The sequence below is a fragment of the Comamonas sp. UBA7528 genome (assembly GCF_002479375.1).
Lineage (GTDB): Bacteria > Pseudomonadota > Gammaproteobacteria > Burkholderiales > Burkholderiaceae_C > Comamonas.
In genome coordinates this window covers 223353-239474 of the sequence record NZ_DLMU01000001.1, presented here as the reverse complement: position 1 = coordinate 239474, position 16122 = coordinate 223353, and the positions used below count along the sequence as shown (strand labels likewise).

The window sequence follows — 16122 nt, the reverse complement described above, 5'->3', positions numbered from 1 at the left end:
GCTGTGGCTTTGGGAGCGGCAGGGCGCGCTAGGCTAGGGGGGGACGGGGCAGGTGCCCCGCGATCGCATCAGGCCTCGGTGGAAGGCTGGGCAGACGACGGTGCCGCGGGGGCGGTGGGCGCAGCCTGCGCGGTCTCGGCGGCAGCGCTGTGCTCGGCCGCGGGGGCCGCAGCCGGTGCGGGCGCGGCTGCGGGCTCCTGCACGGGGGCCGTGTAGGGCTGCACCGGCCAGCCGGCGGTGTGGCGCAGCGTGAGCGTGCGCAGCGCGTCGATCCAGTGCGGCGTGTCGTTCAGGCAGGGAATGAAGTGGAACTGCTTGCCGCCGGCCTGCAGATAGGCATGGCGCGCTTCCTGGCCGATTTCTTCCAGCGTCTCGAGGCAGTCGCTGGTAAAGCCGGGGCAGATCACGTCCACGCCCTGGATGCCGGCCTGGGCCAGCGCCACCAGCGAGGGCTCGGTGTAGGGCTCCAGCCACTTGGCCTTGCCAAAGCGGGACTGGAAGGTCACGGTGAAGCGTTCCTGCGGCAGCCCCAGGCACTCGGCCAGCAGGCGGGCGGTTTCCAGGCATTCGGACTGGTAGGGGTCGCCCAGATCGCGGGTGCGCTCGGGCACGCCGTGGAAGCTCATCACCAGGTGGCGGCCCATGCCGTGGGCCTGCCAGTGCTGCACCACGCGCTGGGCCAGGGCCTGGATGTAGCCCGGGTCGTTGTGGTAGCGGTGCACAAAGCGCAGCTCGGGAATGTGGCGCTGGGTCTTGGCCCAGTCGTAGACCGCGTCGCAGACGCTGCCCGTCGTGGTGCCGGAGTACTGCGGGTACAGCGGCAGAATCAGGATGCGCGTGGCGCCCTGGGCCTTGAGGGTATCGAGCTGCTTGGCGATGGACGGCTTGCCATAGCGCATGGCAAAGCCCACCAGTACGTCGTAGCCGGCGCCCTGCATCCATTCCTGCAGGATCTCGGCCTGGCGGCGGGTCCAGTGCAGCAGGGGCGAGCCCAGCTCCGCATCCCAGACGGTGGCGTACTTGGCGGCCGATTCCTTGGGGCGCTTGCGCAGGATGACCCCGTGCAGGATCAGCTTCCAGACCGGCTTGGGAATTTCCACCACGCGGTCGTCGGACAGAAATTCAGCCAGATAGCGTTGCACCGCCGAGGGGGTCGGGGCGTCGGGGGTGCCAAGGTTGCACAGCAGCACGGCCAGACGTTCGGGCTGTCCTGCGGGCAAGGTGGGTTCAGGTGCAAAGCGTGAGGGCATGGCCCCGATTGTGGCAAATCCTGAGGGCCTGTCGGACAAGCTTGTCCCTGCAGCCGGGCAGGAGGCTGGGTCTTGTGACATATGCTGACACATCAGCACGCCTGGAAGCCTCCTGTAGCCCTCCTGAATGCCGCTTTGCCGGTCCACAGGGGCGGCCGTTGTCACCCGCGCGCCGGCCGCGTGGCTGCAGTATGCTCAGCGGCTATGCTGGACTCTCGACACATTCGCGCCGTCACTTTGGATCTGGACGACACCCTGTGGCCCGTGTGGCCGGCCATTGCCCGCGCCGAAGCGGTGCTGCTGGAATGGCTGGCCACGCATGCGCCGCGCACCGCCACCATGCTGGGCACCACCGAGGCGGTGCGTGCCATCCGCCTGCAGGTGGAGCGCGACCGCCCCGACCTGCGCCACGACCTCAGCGGTCTGCGCCGCGAATCCATCCGCCAGGCGCTGGGCCAGGCTGGCGAAGATCCGGCGCTGGCGGAGCCGGCCTTCGATCTGTTCTTTGCCCATCGCCAGAAGGTGGACCTGTACGACGACGCGCTGCCGGCACTGGAATTTCTGTCCGCCCGCTGGCCGGTGATTGCCCTGTCCAACGGCAACGCCAATGTGCACACCATCGGCCTGGGCCGGTATTTCCAGGCCAGCCTGAATGTGGGCAGCACCGGCTTTGCCAAGCCGGATGTGCGCATGTTCCATGCAGCAGCCCAGGCGGCAGGCGTGGCGCCCGAGCAGGTGCTGCATGTCGGCGACGACGCCCACCTGGATGCCGTGGGTGCCCTGGGTGCGGGTATGCACGCGGTCTGGCTCAATCGCAAGGGCGTAGACTGGCCTGCACAGGGGCCGGCCCCCCACGCCACGGTGGACAGCCTGCACAGCCTGTGCCGCCTGCTGGAACAGGGCAACTAGCACCCGTTCCCAGCCGCGCGCAGGCCCGGGCGGCCTCTGTGGTGTGCCACTCCACAGGAACAATGCCTATGCCCGGTATCCTGACACCCACTGCCTCCGTGGACCTGCCCACGGTGCGCTCCATCAGCATGCTCACCCCGCTGGAATGGCTGGCGCTGGGCTGGAAAGACATGTGCCGCGCGCCCTGGCTCAGCCTGGCGCATGGCGTTTTCTTGACTTTGGTCGGGTTGGCCATTTTGGCGCTGGGGCACAATCGCTTCTGGTTGATGGCCGGGGCGCTGTCCGGTTTCCTGATCGTGGGGCCGGTGGTTGCCACCAGCCTGTATGCCATCAGCCGTGCGCTGGAGCGCGGGGAAGCCGTGTCCTGGCAGACGGTGCGCAGCACCTGGCTGCGCTGGCAAAGCGGGCGGGGCAGCCAGGCCGGAGGCTACTGGTGCCTGGTGCGCTTTGGCCTGCTGCTGGCGCTGGCGGCCACAGGCTGGGTGGTGGTGTCGGCGTCGCTGATCACGGTGCTGTCGCCGGTGCGCATTGCCACGCCGATGGATTTTCTGCAGCAGGTGGTGCTGGCGCCCGACGGCCATCTGTTCACGCTGTGGCTGGGCCTGGGCAGTGTGCTGGCGGCGCCGATCTTCGCGTCCAGCGTGGTGGCCATGCCGCTGCTGCTGGACCGGCGCATCGGCGTGTTCCAGGCGGTGCTGACCAGCTGGCTGGTGGTGGTGGAAAACCCGGTCGCCATGGCGTGGTGGGCGGGTCTGATTTTGTTGTTTACCCTGTTGGGGCTGGGATCGCTGCTGATCGGACTGGTGCTGGTCATGCCGATGCTGGGCCATGCCAGCTGGCATGCCTACCGCGCTCTGGTGGACGCCTCCGCGTTTGAAGCACGCGGGCTGTCCGACTCTGAGGAGGAGGGCCGCAGCAGGGGTTTGTAGAAGAAGAACGTTGTGATCTTTGGCTATACGGAAGAGCAGCTGGCACATTTTTTCCTCACCTACGGGGTGGGTGCCTTCATCGCCTTCATGGTGTTCATCATCTGGAAACTGGCCCGCGACTCCAAGGCGGGCAAGTTCGGCACGTTCGTGATCTTTCTGGGCCTGGGCGTGGGCTTTGTCGGCTACCTGGCCAAGATCGTGATCCAGTGGTGGATGGAACGCTGAAGCGGCCGCCTCCGCAACTGGCCGTGCGCCCCGGGGAGGCCCTGCCCGGGGCCGGGTGCCTCTGATTCCCCGGTTTCCTTGAACAGCGCCCTCGGAGGGGGAGAGCGCCCGCTCCGTCTCAGTCCGGCTTGACCTGGGCGCGCAGCAGCACCTGTTTCCAGCGGGCCTGTTCGGTGGCGATGAAGCGGGCAAACTCGGCGGGGGAGCCGCCAATCGGATCCGCGGCATCGCCCTGCAGGCGCTTGAGCGCATCGGGCGCCTGTACGGCCTTCTTGCATTCGGCGGCCAGACGCTCCACATGGCCGGCCTGCAGGTTGGCCGGGGCCAGCATGCCGTACCACTGCGTCATCTCGAAGCCGGGAAAGCCCTGCTCGGCCACGGTGGGCACATCGGGCAGCTGGGCCAGGCGCTTGGTCGAGCCGGTGGCAATGCAGCGCACCTTGCCGCTCTTGATGAAGGGCAGCAGGGCCGATGCGCCCACCGAGGCCGCATCCAGCCGGCCGGACAGCAGGTCGGTCATCATCGGGCCGGTGCCCTTGTAGGGCACATGCAGCATGAACAGATTGGCGGTCATCTTCAGGTATTCGAACGCCAGATGGCCGGCACTGCCGTTGCCAGCCGAGCCATAGCTGAACTTGCCCGGGTTGGCGCGCACATAGTCCACGAACTCCTTCAGGTTCTTGGCCGGCACATCCGGGTGCACCACGTACAGGCTGGGCACCTTGGCCAGCAGGCTGACGGGCTGGAAGTCCTTGTTCGGGTCGTAAGGCAGCTTGGGAAAGATATAGGGATTCACCGCCAGCGTGCCGATGTGGCCCAGCACCACGGTGTGCTGGTCATCGGCGCGGGCCACTTCCTGCATGGCAATGTTGCCGGCGGCGCCAGGCTTGTTTTCCACATACACGCTCTGGCCCAGGCTCTTGCTCAGTTCGGCCGCGGTGGAGCGGGCCACGATTTCCGAGCTGCCACCCGGCGCGAACGGCACCACGAAACGGATGGACTTGGTCGGCCAGTTGGCCTGGGCATGCAGGCCGGGCAAGGTGGCGGCCAGACCCAGGGCGCTGCCGCTTTGCAGCAGTTGGCGGCGGGTGAGGGACGGGGTGGTGTGCAAGGTGGGCAGCAAGGCCATGGGACAGTCTCCAGCAAAGCGCCGCATCCGGGCGCACACCGCCGATCTTGGCGCGGAAAACTGTCAATCTGCTGTGCCGGCAGATCGGGGGATACCCGGTGCTGCAGTGCAACGCAGGTTGAACTCCCGCGCCCTCTCGCAAGCTCAGAAAGCCTGGGCCACTTCCAGTCCGCTGCGCACCGCACCTTCCAGCGTTGCGGGGTAGGGGCCTTCCACATAGTCACCGCAGGCCCACAGGCGCGGTGCCACATGGGCGGCGGGGCGCTGCACATCTGGCGTGCAGGCAAAGGTGGCGCGCTTTTCCACCACGGTGCGCAGCGCCTCCAGGCCCGGCAGTGCCAGTTGCTGGCGCGCTTGCGCCAGGGTCTGGGCCTGCAGCGTGGCGCGGTCCAGCGGCAGCGCATCGCTGGCGCTGATGACCAGGGCCATCAGCCCGGCCGGCCCACCCAGCTGGCCCCGGTCAAAGGCAAACTGGGCCGGTGCGTCGGGCCCGCTGTGCAGCGCCACCATGGGCGCCGGCAGGCCGCTGCCGGCCGGGCACTGGGCATAGACCGTGGCAATGGCGGTGTGCGGCAGGGCGTCGGCCAGTCCGGCCCAGTGCTCGCAGGCACTGCGCGTGTCGTGCAAGGCGGACGCACCGGTCAGCGCCAGGCGAGCGGCTTCGGCGCTGGTGGTGGCCAGCAGCACGCCGTCAAACGCCTCGCCGTCCACCTGCCAGCCGCTTTGGGCGTCCTGGCCCCGGGGCTGCAGGCTGTGCACGCGCTGGCCCAGGTGCAAGGTGGCGCCCTGCGCTTCCAGCCACCGGGCGGCGGTGGTGGGGAACAGCGTGCCCAGGTCGGTGCGTGCCAGCAGCAGGTTCGAGCCACCCCGGCCGGCAAACAGGCTGTCGTGCAGCACGCGCAAAAACACCACACCGCTGGCCTGTGCCGCCGGCAGATTCAGCGCCGAAATGCACAGCGGATCGATGAAGTCCTGCAGCAGCCGCTGGGACAGACCCTGGCACAGATCGGCCACGGTGGCATGGGCGTTGCAGCGGAAATGGCTGCGCTTCCAGTGCGCAGCGCGTGCCAGCAGGGCGTATTTGTCGCGCCATGACCAGCCCCGGGCGCGGGCAATGCCCAGGGCCGCATCCCAGGGCGGGGGCAGATCGGGCAGTTGCAGGCCGTGGCCGTGGGCATCGCGCAGATCCAGCGGCAGGCGCAGCAGGGCCTGTTCCACATCGACCCCCACGGTGCGCATCAGCGCCAGGCTGTCGGTGTAGGCACCAATCAGGATGTGCTGGCCGTTGTCCACGGTCAGCGGCTGGCCTTGCAGGTCCTGCACCACCAGCGCGCGGGCGCGGCCGCCCCAGTGGCGTGCGGTCTCCCACAGGCTCACCTGGTGGCCGCGCTGCACCAGGGACACGGCGGCGGCCATGCCGGCCCAGCCACCGCCGACCACGGCGATACGCCGGGGCGCCGTGTGCGGGGAATGGGGGGCGGGCGCAGCGGCCACGGGTGCGGCCACCGGCTTACATGCGGCCCAGGGCCTGCATCTTCCAGGCCAGCCACAGCTTGCGCAGCGGTGTCAGCGCAATGCGCTGGTGCAGCACCCGGAAGTTGTCCGCCTCGATCTCGCGCAGCAGCGTGCGGTAGATGCTGGCCATCATCAGGCCGGGCTTCTGCGCACGGCGGTCGGCATCGGGCAGCAGCGCAAAGGCTTCGTCGTACAGCTGGTGGGCGCGGGCCGCCTGAAAGCGCATCAGCGCGGTGAAGCGGTCGGAATACTCGCGCTTGGTGATCTCGTGCGCCTTCACATCGAACTGCTGCAGCTCGCTGATCGGCAGGTAGATCCGGCCGCGCAGCGCGTCCTCACCCACGTCGCGGATGATGTTGGTCAGCTGGAAGGCCAGGCCCAGCTTGTGTGCGTACTGGGTGGTGGCGTCGCTGGTCTGGCCGAAGATGCGTGCGGCCACCTCGCCCACGATGCCGGCCACCAGGTGGCAGTAGCGCTGCAGGCCCGGGTAGTCCAGGTAGCGGGTCTGCTCCAGGTCCATCTCGCAGCCTTCGATCACGGCCAGCAGGTGGCGCGGCTCGATGCCGAACTCCTGGACGTGTGGCATCAGCGCCTGCATGGTGGGGTGGCTGGGCTGGCCGGCAAAGGCCTGGGCCACCTCCTTGCGCCACCAGGCGAGCTTGGTCGCAGCGACACCGGCATCGTGCACTTCGTCCACCACATCGTCCACCTCGCGGCAGAAGCCATAGAACGCCGTGATGGCGGCGCGGCGCGGAGCCGGCAGAAACATGAAGGCGTAGTAGAAGCTGCTTCCGGAGGAAGCGGCTTTTTGCTGGACGTACTGTTCCGGTGTCATAGGGGCGGCATTGTCCCATGCCCGGATGGCATCGCCGTTGGGCGGCCTATGCTTTCGTCGCTTGATGTGCATCAAGCGGGCTGCAGATGCTGTGTGCAGGGCCTAGGGAAAGCGCGGCAGACATCCTAGGATGCCCTGATAGCAACAAGTTGATACAGGGAACGATCCGCATGTGGAGCTTCAATGGATTGAAGTTGACCCAACGCTACACCTTGGTGTTTGTGGCTTATTGGGTTTCATTGATTGCCGTGATTGGCATGAGTTGGTATGGCCTGCTGTCCGCCCGCGACAGCCTGCGCAATCTGCACGACCAGTCGCTGCAGCGCATTCTGCTGGCCGATGCCATGACCGAAAGCGCGCTGCAAAGCCGCGCGCAGCTGCTGCTGGCCTACCAGCATGCGCCCGACAGCCCGCTGGCGGCCCTGCACGACCACCCGGTGAGCGCCCACCTGGACACGGTGCGCGAAAGCCTGGAGCGCGGTGCCACGGTGCAAAAGGAATTGCGCGCGCTGACCGATGACCCCCAGGATCTGGCCATGCTGGACGAGGTGGTGAAGGTCGACCAGGCCTGGTCCGCCCAACTGACCGACTACGTGCGCAGCATGGGCGCCGGGGATTTCTCGCCTGACCTGATGGCCCGCTTCCTGGCCACCGGCCGCGAGCAGGGCGAGATGCTGGTGGGCCTGGTGGGGGCCTTCAAGGGCCTGCAGGTGAGCAAGGCCGATATCGCCTACCAGGAAGCCGAGCAGCACTACCACGTAGGCATTCTGGTGTTCATCGCCGCCATCGTGCTGGGGGGCGTGCCGGCCACGCTGCTGTCGATCTCGCTGCTGCGCCGCATGCGCCAGGGCTTCCAGCAGGCCCAGGCATCCGCCCAGGCGATTGCCAAGGGGGATCTGTCGCAGCAGGTGCGTGCCAGCGGCAAGGATGAAATCTCCGACCTGCTGGGCCACATGGAAGACATGCGCGCCCACCTGCACCAGATCATTGCCCAGGTGCGCACCGGGGCCGACGCCATTGCCGGCGCCTCCACCCAGGTGGCGGCCGGCACCCAGGACCTGTCCAGCCGCACCGAGCAGCAGGCCGCCTCGCTGGAGCAGACGGCGGCGGCCACCGAGCAGCTGTCCAGCACCGTGCAGCACAACGCCGACAGTGCAGTGCGCGCCAGCGAGCTGGCCTCCACCGCCACCGATGTGGCCCAGCGCGGCGGTGCCATGGTGGGCCAGGTGGTGCAGACCATGGAGGACATCAACACCTCCTCGCGCAAGATCGAGGACATCATCGCTGTGATCGACGGCATTGCCTTCCAGACCAACATCCTGGCGCTGAATGCTGCCGTGGAAGCCGCCCGTGCTGGCGAGCAGGGTCGGGGCTTCGCTGTGGTGGCGGGTGAAGTGCGGTCGCTGGCCGGCCGCAGCGCCGAAGCGGCCAAGGAAGTGAAAACGCTGATCACCGCATCGGTGGACCGGGTGCGTGTGGGCAGCGAGCAGGTGCACCGCACCGGCGCCACCATGCAGGACATCGTCAGCGGCATCCAGCGCGTGGCCGACATCGTGGGCGAGATCGCCGAAGCCAGCCGCGAGCAGTCGCGCGGGCTGGAACAGATCAACCTGGCCGTCGCCAATCTGGACGATGTGACCCAGCAGAACGCGGCGCTGGTCGAAGAAACCTCGGCCGCTTCGTCTTCGCTGCAGGAGCAGGCCCGCCAGCTGGCCGCCATGGCCGCCAAGTTCGTGCTGCAAGGCGGCGCGGCCGGCTATGCACGCCCGGCAGTGGATGCCGCTGCGCGCGGCCCGGCCAGCCTGGGCGGTGGCGGCGGTGGCCAGCCGGTGACAGCCCCGCGCAGCCAGCCCCAGCCGCGGGCTGCGGTGCAGTCCTCTGCCAAGGCGCCGGCCCTGGTGTAAGGGCTGCCGCAACCTCCTTCCAGCCCCGCCGTGTGCGGGGCTTTTTTGCGGCTTTCGGCGGGCAGGCAGCGCCGGTCGTACAAAAAAAGAAGCCCCAGCGCCCCGCAAAGCCTGCAGGGCAGGGACAATCCGCGCTTTCCTTGCAGGGGCCGCAGTCGACGGCCAACACTATGGCAAATATGGCACGCAACAAAAACGAATGGGCCAACAAGGTGCTGATGCTGGTGCGCTCCGGCAACACGGACGCTGCGGTGGCGCAGATCAAGGTGGCGCCCACCGTGGGCGATGTCACGCGGTTGCAGGCCCTGCTGGAGCAACTGCCGTCCACGCCCGCCTTGCGCCAGCTGCAGCAGTTTGTGGAAGAAGAGCGCGCCATGCTGGCCGCGCCGCGCCTGCACCGCGCACCCTGAACGGACGAGCCCGCCTCGGGCCCAGCACACCCGCAGGCCGAAGCCGGGGCACGGCGGCGGCCGTGCCAGCCCGGGCTCAGTCCCGCTTCATTTCCGCTTCAGCACTCCACCACGTTGACGGCCAGACCACCGCGTGACGTTTCCTTGTACTTGGTCTTCATGTCGGCGCCGGTCTGCACCATGGTGCGAATCACCTGGTCCAGCGACACAAAGTGCGTGCCGTTGCCCAGCAGCGCAATGCGTGCGGCGTTGATGGCCTTGACGGCGCCCATGGCATTGCGCTCGATGCAGGGAATCTGCACCTGGCCACCCACCGGGTCGCAGGTCATGCCCAGGTTGTGCTCCATGCCGATCTCGGCCGCGTTCTCCACCTGGGCTGGTGTGCCGCCCAGCACCGTGGCCAGGCCGGCTGCGGCCATGGAGCAGGCCACACCCACTTCCCCCTGGCAGCCCACTTCGGCGCCCGACAGCGATGCGTTGAGCTTGTAGATGGCGCCAATGGCACCGGCTGCCAGCAGAAAGCGGCGCACCCCGGCGGCATCGGCCCCGGGGATGAAGCGCTGGTAGTAGCGCAGCACGGCCGGTATCACGCCGGCCGCCCCGTTGGTGGGGGCTGTCACCACGCGGCCGCCGGCTGCGTTCTCTTCATTGACGGCCATGGCATACAGATTGACCCAGTCCATGGCGGCCAGCGGATCCGGCGGTCGCTCGCCGGCCTGGGTCTTGAGGTGGGCCATCAGCGCCCCGGCGCGCCGGGGCAGGCGCAGCGGGCCGGGCAGCAGGCCGCTGGTGGCGCAGCCGCGCACGATGGCACCGTCCATGACCTGCCAGATGCGGTCCAGCCCCTCGGTCACGGCGGACGGTTCGCGCTGGGCGCATTCGTTGGCCCATGCCAGCGCATCGATGGACAGGCCGTGCGCCTGGCAGAGGCTGAGCAACTGGCTGGCACTGCGGTAGGTGTAGGGCACGGCGGCGTCGGGGTGCGCCAGCGGCGGGCCGGGTGGGGTGCCCACGCGCAGGCCGGCTTCGTCTTCCACAAAGCCGCCGCCCACCGAGTAGTAGGTGGCTTCGTGCAGCAAGGCACCGGTCGCATCGTGTGCGGCCAGGCGCATGGCATTGGGGTGGCGCGGCAGGCTTTTGCGGCGCAGCAGCATCTGGCGCTGGGTGGTGAAGCGCGTGGGGTGCGATCCCAGCAGCGGCAGCTGGCCGCTGGCGTGGACCTGGTGAAGCAACTGCTGGGCGGCTTCGGGGGGCACGTTGTCGGGGCTGTGGCCGGCCAGACCCAGCAGCACGGCGGTGTCGGTGGCGTGGCCGATGCCGGTGGCCGCCAGCGAACCGAACAGTTCCACCGTCACGCTGGCGGTCTGCTGCAACTGGCCGCGGGCGGGCAGCGCCTGGACAAAGTGCTGGGCCGCCACCATGGGTCCCACGGTGTGGGAACTGGACGGGCCGATGCCGATCTTGAACAGGTCGAACACGCTGACATGCATAACGAAAAAAACTCCTTGTGCCGGCATGGTACGCATGGCGGGGCGCGGGCGTGGGCAGGGCTACGCCAGGGGGAGAGATGTGCGGGGGCTTTGGTGCCGGGCTTACATCGTCAGCGCCCGCCACAGCATGCGCGGCAGATCGATCTTGCCCACGGTGGGGCGCTGCAGCAGGCTGTCGCCTTGCAGGGCGTCGACCTTGTCCAGGATGCGCAGTCCGCCTTGCACCACCAGGCGCAGCTCCCAGCCGATGCGCCCCGGCAGGCGGTGGACCAGCGGCGCACCGGACACCATCAGCTGGCGTGCCCAGGTGGCGCAGTCCATGACCAGCGCACGGCTGGCGGCCGTGGTGTGCGGCTGCAGCAATTCGGTGCGGGCCACGCCCCAGCGCGCCAGGTCGGCGTCGGTGAGGTAGTGGCGCCCGCGCGGTAGGTCCACGCTCAGGTCCTGCCAGAAATTGATCAGCTGCAGCGCGCTGCAGATGGCATCGCTTTGCTGCAGGCTGCGCGCATCGTCCACGCCATACAGGTGCAGCAGCAGCCGGCCCACGGGGTTGGCCGAACGGCGGCAGTAGTCCAGCAATTGTTTACGGTCGGCATAGGTGGCGGCGCGGGCCGTCACGTCCACGTCCTGCACAAAGGCGCTGAGCAGATCGTCCATCAGCGCCACGGGCAGCCCGTGCTGCGCGGTGGCATGGCCCAGCGGGCCAAACACCGCAGCCCAGCGCGGGGCGGGGGTGCCGCCGGCGGCCATGGCGTGCAGTTCCTGGCGGTAGTCGGTCAGATCGGCCAGGCGCTGGGCCGGGCTGGCATCACCCTCATCGGCCAGATCGTCGGCGGTGCGTGCAAAGCCATACAGCGCGGCGATCGGCGGGCGCAGCGCAGGGGGGCAGAGGATGGAGGCGACCGGAAAATTCTCGTAATGGGTGACCGGTGCGGCCGAGGTGGGAGCGGGTGGGGTGGTAGGCACTTGGCCATTGTCGCCTGCCACCAGTTAATATGCCGGGTAATTAATAACCGGTTAGTCAGTAATTTTCGGGTGGGAAATCCCATGAAGTCTTCTGCTGTGGTGCGCATGCCTTTGTCCGGTGTGCTGGTGGGTGTGGTGGCGGCGCTGTCGCTGGTGGGCTGTTCGCCCAAGCCGGCGGCCGAGGAGCCGGTCCGTGCGGTCAAGCTGGTCACCGTGGGCAGTTCGCAGGCCACGGCAGTGCTGGAATACTCCGGTGAGGTGCGCGCCCGCATCGAATCGCGCCTGGGCTTCCGTGTGGCCGGCAAGCTGGTGCAGCGCCAGGTGGATGTGGGCCAGCATGTGCAGCCCGGTCAGGTGCTGGCCCAGCTGGATGGCAACGACTACGCCCTGGCCGCTCAGGCGGCCCAGGCCCAGGTGGCGGCCGCCACCACACAGCGCGATCTGGCTGCGGCCGACTTTGCCCGCTACCAGGCGCTGAAGGACAAGAATTTCATCAGCGGCGCCGAGCTGGACCGTCGCTCCGCCACGCTGAAATCCGCCCAGGCCCAGCTGGACCAGGCCAAGGCCAACGCCAGCTCCCAATCCAACCAGAGTGGCTACACCCGCCTGCTGGCCGATGTGGCCGGCATCGTCACGGCCGTGGACGCCGAGCCCGGCCAGGTGGTGTCTGCCGGCACCCCGGTGGTGCGCATCGCCCAGGACGGTGAGCGCGATGTGGTGTTTGCCGTGCCCGAGGACAAGCACAGCCTGGTGCGCATCGGCCAGTCGGTGCAGGTGCGCCCCTGGACGGATGGTGAAGCACTGCTGCAAGGCAAGGTGCGCGAGGTGGCGGCCAGTGCCGACCCGGTGACGCGCACCTACACCGTGAAGGTGGCGCTGGCCGGGGGCAATGTGCCGCCGCTGGGTGCCACCGTGCATGTGCTGCCCGAAGGCATGGGCCCTGCCGGGCTGGATGTGATCAAGCTGCCCACGGCCGCGGTGCGCGAGCAGGGCGGGCAGTCGGCGGTGTGGGTCTACGACCCGCAGACCAAGGCGGTGACCAGCCGCAAGGTGACCGTGGCCACGGCCGACGGCAACGATGCCGTGATTGCCGAGGGTCTGACGCCCGGCATGCAGGTGGTGGCTGCCGGCGTGCATGTGCTGAGCGAAGGCCAGCAGGTGACGGTCTACCAGGACAAATATGCGCCCAGGCCGGCGGCAGCGCAGTCGGCCGCTCCGGCCACAGCGGCCGCGCCCGCCAAGGCAGACGGCAAGCCGGCCGCAGCAGCGCAATAAGGGCGGGGACCGACCATGGCACGCCAAGAACCGAAAGCCGGCTTCAACCTCTCGCGCTGGGCGCTGGAGCACATCCCGCTTACGCGCTACCTGCTGATCGTCATCCTGCTGCTGGGGGGGATTGCCTATTTCCAGCTGGGGCAGGACGAGGACCCTCCCTTCACCTTCCGCGCCATGGTGATCCGCACCTACTGGCCCGGCGCCACGGCCCAGCAGGTGGCCGAGCAGGTGACCGACAAGATCGAGCGCACGCTGCAGGAAGTGCCGTACGCCGACAAGATCCGCAGCTATTCCAAGCCGGGGGAGTCGCAGGTCATCTTCCAGGTCAAGGACAACTCCCGCCCCGCCGACGTGCCCCAGCTCTGGTACACGGTGCGCAAGAAGATCGGCGACATGAAATACACCTTGCCGCAGGGCGTGCAAGGGCCGTTCTTCAATGACGAGTTCGGCGATGTGTATGGCGTGATCTACGCCCTGCAGGGCGATGGCTTCAGCTACGCCGAGCTCAAGACCGTGGCCGACGACGTGCGCCAGCAGCTGCTGCGCGTGGGGGATGTGGCCAAGGTGGATCTGTTTGGCGCGCAGGACGAAAAGCTGTTTGTGCAGCTGTCGCAGCAGCGCCTGGCCCAGCTGGGGCTGGACATGAACCAGGTGCTCAGCCAGCTCAGCCAGCAGAACGCAGTGGAAGGCACGGGCGTGCTGCAGACGCCCAGCGAGCAGATTCAGGTGCGCGTGGGCGGCCAGTTCACGGCGCTGGAGGACTTGCGCGCCATGCCCATCCGCGGCGCTTCCGGCGCGCAGCTGCGCCTGGGCGATATCGCCGAGATCACGCGCGGCTATGTGGACCCGCCCAGCACCAAGGTGCGCTTCCAGGGGCAGGAGACCATCGCGCTGGGTATTTCCATGGCGAAGGGCGGGGACATCATCCGCCTGGGCAAGAACCTGCACGCGGCGGTCGAACGCCTGGGTACCGCGCTGCCGGCAGGCATGCAGCTGGTGAATGTGCAGGACCAGCCCAAGGCCGTGGCCGATTCGGTCAACGAATTCATCAAGGTGCTGATCGAGGCCGTGGTGGTGGTGCTGGCCGTGAGCTTTGTCAGCCTGGGGTTGCACAAGCGCGCCCAGGCCACCGTGTGGTGGAAACGCTGGTACATCGACCCGCGCCCCGGCCTGGTGGTGGGGGTGACGATTCCGCTGGTGCTGGCCGCCACCTTCCTGGCCATGTGGTACTGGGGTGTGGGGCTGCACAAGATCTCGCTGGGCTCGCTGATCATCGCCCTGGGCCTGCTGGTGGACGACGCCATCATTGCGGTGGAGATGATGGTGCGCAAGATGGAAGAGGGCTACGACAAGCTGCGCTCCGCCACGTTCGCCTACGAAATCACCGCCAAGCCCATGCTGACCGGCACCTTGATCACGGCGGCCGGCTTCCTGCCCATCGGCATGGCCAAGTCCATGACGGGGGAATACACCTTCGCCATCTTTGCCGTGACGGTGGTGGCACTGGTGCTGAGCTGGTTTGCATCGGTCTACTTCGTTCCCTACCTGGGCACGCTGTTCCTGAAAGAGCCCAAGCACCAAGACCACCCCGGCATCACCGCCGATCCGCACGAGGTGTTCGACAGCCCGTTCTACAACCGTTTCCGCAAGGCGGTGTACTGGTGCGTGGAACATCGCTGGCTGACCATCGGTGCCACGGCCCTGGTGTTTGCGCTGGGCATCGTGGGCATGACCAAGGTGCAGCAGCAGTTCTTCCCGGACTCCAACCGCCCGGAAATCCTGGTGGACGCCTGGTTCCCCGAAGGCACGGCCTATGCCGCCAACGAGGCCGTGGTCAAGCGCATGGAGCAGCGCTTCATGCAGCTGCAAGGGGTGGAGAGCGTCACCGTCTGGGTGGGCTCGGGCGTGCCGCGCTTTTACCTGCCGCTGGACCAGGTGTTCCCGCAGACCAACGTCTCGCAGTTCATCGTGCTGGCCAAGGACCTGAAGCTGCGCGACCGGCTGATGCAGGAATTCCCGGCCTTGCTGGCGCAGGAATTCCCCGAGGCGCGCGGCCGGGTCAAGCTGCTGCCCAGTGGGCCGCCGGTGCCCTATCCGGTGCAGTTCCGCGTGATCGGGACCGACCCGGTCCAGCTGCGCCACTACGCCGATGCGGTCAAGGACGTCCTGCACGCCAACGCCGACATGCGGGGCGTGAACGACAACTGGAACGAATCCGTGAAGGTGATGCGCCTGGAAGTGGACCAGGACAAGGCGCGCGCGCTGGGGGTGAGCAGCCAGTCGATTGCCCAGGCCGCCAAGATCTGGTTCAGCGGCTCCACCGTGGGCCAGTACCGCGAGGGCGACAAGCTGATCGACATCCTGCTGCGCGTGCCGGAACACGAGCGCGATGCGATTTCCGATGTGGCCAACGCCTACCTCCCCACGGCCAGCGGCAAATCCATTCCGCTGACCCAGATCGCCAAACCCGCCATGGCCTGGGAGCCGGGCGTGCTGTGGCGTGAAGGGCGCAACTACGCCATCACCGTGCAGGGCGATGTGCGCGAAGGCCTGCAGGGCGCCACGGTCACCGACGCCCTGCTGCCCGAGCTGCGCAAGCTCGAAGCGCAGTGGCACGCCCAGGGCGCGCTGGACTACCGCATCGAAGTGGCGGGCGCGGTGGAGGAAAGCTCCAAGGGCTCGTCCTCGATCGCTGCCGGTGTGCCGGTGATGCTGTTCCTCACCTTCACGCTGCTGATGCTGCAACTGCACAGTTTCAGCCGCGCCATGCTGGTCTTCCTGACCGGTCCGCTGGGCATTGCCGGGGTGGCCGCCGCGCTGCTGCTGCTGAACCGGCCCTTCGGCTTTGTGGCACTGCTGGGCGTGATTGCGCTGATGGGCATGATCCAGCGCAACTCGGTGATCCTGATCGATCAGATCGAGCTGGACCGCGCCCGGGGTGTGCCCGCCTGGGATGCCATCGTCGAAGCGGCGGTGCGCCGTCTGCGCCCCATCGTGCTGACGGCCGCGGCTGCCGTGCTGGCCATGATCCCGCTGTCGCGCAGCGTGTTCTGGGGCCCGATGGCCGTGGCCATCATGGGTGGTCTGGTGGTCGCCACAGTACTGACCCTGCTGGCACTGCCCGCCATGTATGCGGCCTGGTTCCGCGTGCGCAAGCCCGAGGTGGAACACGGTGCATAAATTTGGCGCAGGGAAGGCCAAAAAATGCATGGTGGCTTGCGATTCCACGCTAAAATCCAAGGTTGACCCCTAACGCAAAGCCGGTAGCACCCTGCCGGCTTTGTA

General features: G+C 67.9%; 13 protein-coding genes. 7 read left to right on the top strand and 6 right to left on the bottom strand.

The genetic code is table 11. The features are described 5' to 3' along the window. Positions 1-68: 68 nt before the first annotated feature. Positions 69-1250, bottom strand: coding sequence for a ferrochelatase (gene hemH / locus B3349_RS01090; RefSeq protein ID WP_291585656.1), 1182 nt, complete (start codon positions 1248-1250; stop codon positions 69-71). Positions 1251-1454: 204 nt separating this feature from the next. On the opposite strand from hemH, the gene B3349_RS01085 reads away from it, so the two are divergent. The 3 genes from B3349_RS01085 to B3349_RS01075 all read left to right on the top strand — a co-directional run bounded on the left by B3349_RS01085 (position 1455) and on the right by B3349_RS01075 (position 3313). After that, positions 1455-2159, top strand: a complete 705-nt coding sequence (locus B3349_RS01085; RefSeq protein WP_291585654.1) for an HAD family hydrolase — start codon at positions 1455-1457, stop codon at positions 2157-2159. Between the two features lie 68 nt (positions 2160-2227). Then, positions 2228-3088, top strand: a complete 861-nt coding sequence (locus tag B3349_RS01080; RefSeq protein ID WP_291585652.1) for a DUF2189 domain-containing protein — start codon at positions 2228-2230, stop codon at positions 3086-3088. A 12-nt stretch (positions 3089-3100) separates the two neighbouring features. After that, positions 3101-3313, top strand: a complete 213-nt coding sequence (locus tag B3349_RS01075) for a DUF2788 domain-containing protein (protein WP_066533829.1) — start codon at positions 3101-3103, stop codon at positions 3311-3313. A 118-nt stretch (positions 3314-3431) separates the two neighbouring features. Here the strand turns inward: B3349_RS01075 and B3349_RS01070 are convergent, their stop codons facing one another. The 3 genes from B3349_RS01070 to hpnD form a co-directional block, all read right to left on the bottom strand. Then, positions 3432-4442: a Bug family tripartite tricarboxylate transporter substrate binding protein gene (locus B3349_RS01070; protein ID WP_291585649.1), complete on the bottom strand. Its 1011-nt coding sequence runs from the start codon at positions 4440-4442 to the stop codon at positions 3432-3434. Between the two features lie 144 nt (positions 4443-4586). Further along, on the bottom strand, positions 4587-5936 hold the full coding sequence (gene hpnE / locus B3349_RS01065; RefSeq protein WP_291585647.1) for a hydroxysqualene dehydroxylase HpnE: 1350 nt from the start codon (positions 5934-5936) through the stop codon (positions 4587-4589). A gap of 16 nt (positions 5937-5952) precedes the next feature. After that, entirely contained in the window at positions 5953-6792 is an 840-nt protein-coding gene (hpnD, locus tag B3349_RS01060; protein ID WP_291585645.1) for a presqualene diphosphate synthase HpnD, read from the bottom strand. 170 nt (positions 6793-6962) lie between these two features. On the opposite strand from hpnD, the gene B3349_RS01055 reads away from it, so the two are divergent. Together B3349_RS01055 and B3349_RS01050 are read left to right on the top strand one after the other, a co-directional pair. Further along, positions 6963-8696: a methyl-accepting chemotaxis protein gene (locus tag B3349_RS01055; protein ID WP_524535971.1), complete on the top strand. Its 1734-nt coding sequence runs from the start codon at positions 6963-6965 to the stop codon at positions 8694-8696. A 179-nt stretch (positions 8697-8875) separates the two neighbouring features. Then, on the top strand, positions 8876-9106 hold the full coding sequence (locus tag B3349_RS01050; RefSeq protein WP_066533824.1) for a hypothetical protein: 231 nt from the start codon (positions 8876-8878) through the stop codon (positions 9104-9106). A gap of 98 nt (positions 9107-9204) precedes the next feature. On the opposite strand, the gene B3349_RS01045 is transcribed toward B3349_RS01050, so the two are convergent. Continuing rightward, positions 9205-10596: an L-serine ammonia-lyase gene (locus tag B3349_RS01045; RefSeq protein ID WP_291585641.1), complete on the bottom strand. Its 1392-nt coding sequence runs from the start codon at positions 10594-10596 to the stop codon at positions 9205-9207. A gap of 102 nt (positions 10597-10698) precedes the next feature. Then, a complete protein-coding gene (hpnC, locus tag B3349_RS01040; RefSeq protein ID WP_291585640.1) occupies positions 10699-11562 on the bottom strand; it encodes a squalene synthase HpnC in 864 nt (287 codons plus the stop codon). 81 nt (positions 11563-11643) lie between these two features. Between hpnC and B3349_RS01035 the strand changes: the two genes are divergently transcribed. Continuing rightward, positions 11644-12837 (top strand): efflux RND transporter periplasmic adaptor subunit, encoded by a 1194-nt coding sequence (locus tag B3349_RS01035; RefSeq protein WP_291585639.1) that lies wholly within the window; start codon positions 11644-11646, stop codon positions 12835-12837. Positions 12838-12852: 15 nt separating this feature from the next. Continuing rightward, the gene (locus B3349_RS01030) at positions 12853-16017 is read left to right on the top strand and encodes an efflux RND transporter permease subunit (RefSeq protein ID WP_291585637.1); all 3165 of its coding nucleotides are present in this window, start codon (positions 12853-12855) and stop codon (positions 16015-16017) included. Positions 16018-16122: the final 105 nt, after the last annotated feature.

Bases quoted from the DNA above. Each gene is read 5' to 3' on its own strand.
- hemH (WP_291585656.1), bottom strand. From the start codon at position 1,250: ATGCCCTCACGCTTTGCACCTGAACCCACCTTGCCCGCAGGACAGCCC.
- B3349_RS01085 (WP_291585654.1), top strand. From the start codon at position 1,455: ATGCTGGACTCTCGACACATTCGCGCCGTCACTTTGGATCTGGACGAC.
- B3349_RS01080 (WP_291585652.1), top strand. From the start codon at position 2,228: ATGCCCGGTATCCTGACACCCACTGCCTCCGTGGACCTGCCCACGGTG.
- B3349_RS01070 (WP_291585649.1), bottom strand. From the start codon at position 4,442: ATGGCCTTGCTGCCCACCTTGCACACCACCCCGTCCCTCACCCGCCGC.
- hpnD (WP_291585645.1), bottom strand. From the start codon at position 6,792: ATGACACCGGAACAGTACGTCCAGCAAAAAGCCGCTTCCTCCGGAAGC.
- B3349_RS01055 (WP_524535971.1), top strand. From the start codon at position 6,963: ATGTGGAGCTTCAATGGATTGAAGTTGACCCAACGCTACACCTTGGTG.
- B3349_RS01050 (WP_066533824.1), top strand. From the start codon at position 8,876: ATGGCACGCAACAAAAACGAATGGGCCAACAAGGTGCTGATGCTGGTG.
- B3349_RS01045 (WP_291585641.1), bottom strand. From the start codon at position 10,596: ATGCATGTCAGCGTGTTCGACCTGTTCAAGATCGGCATCGGCCCGTCC.
- B3349_RS01035 (WP_291585639.1), top strand. From the start codon at position 11,644: ATGAAGTCTTCTGCTGTGGTGCGCATGCCTTTGTCCGGTGTGCTGGTG.
- B3349_RS01030 (WP_291585637.1), top strand. From the start codon at position 12,853: ATGGCACGCCAAGAACCGAAAGCCGGCTTCAACCTCTCGCGCTGGGCG.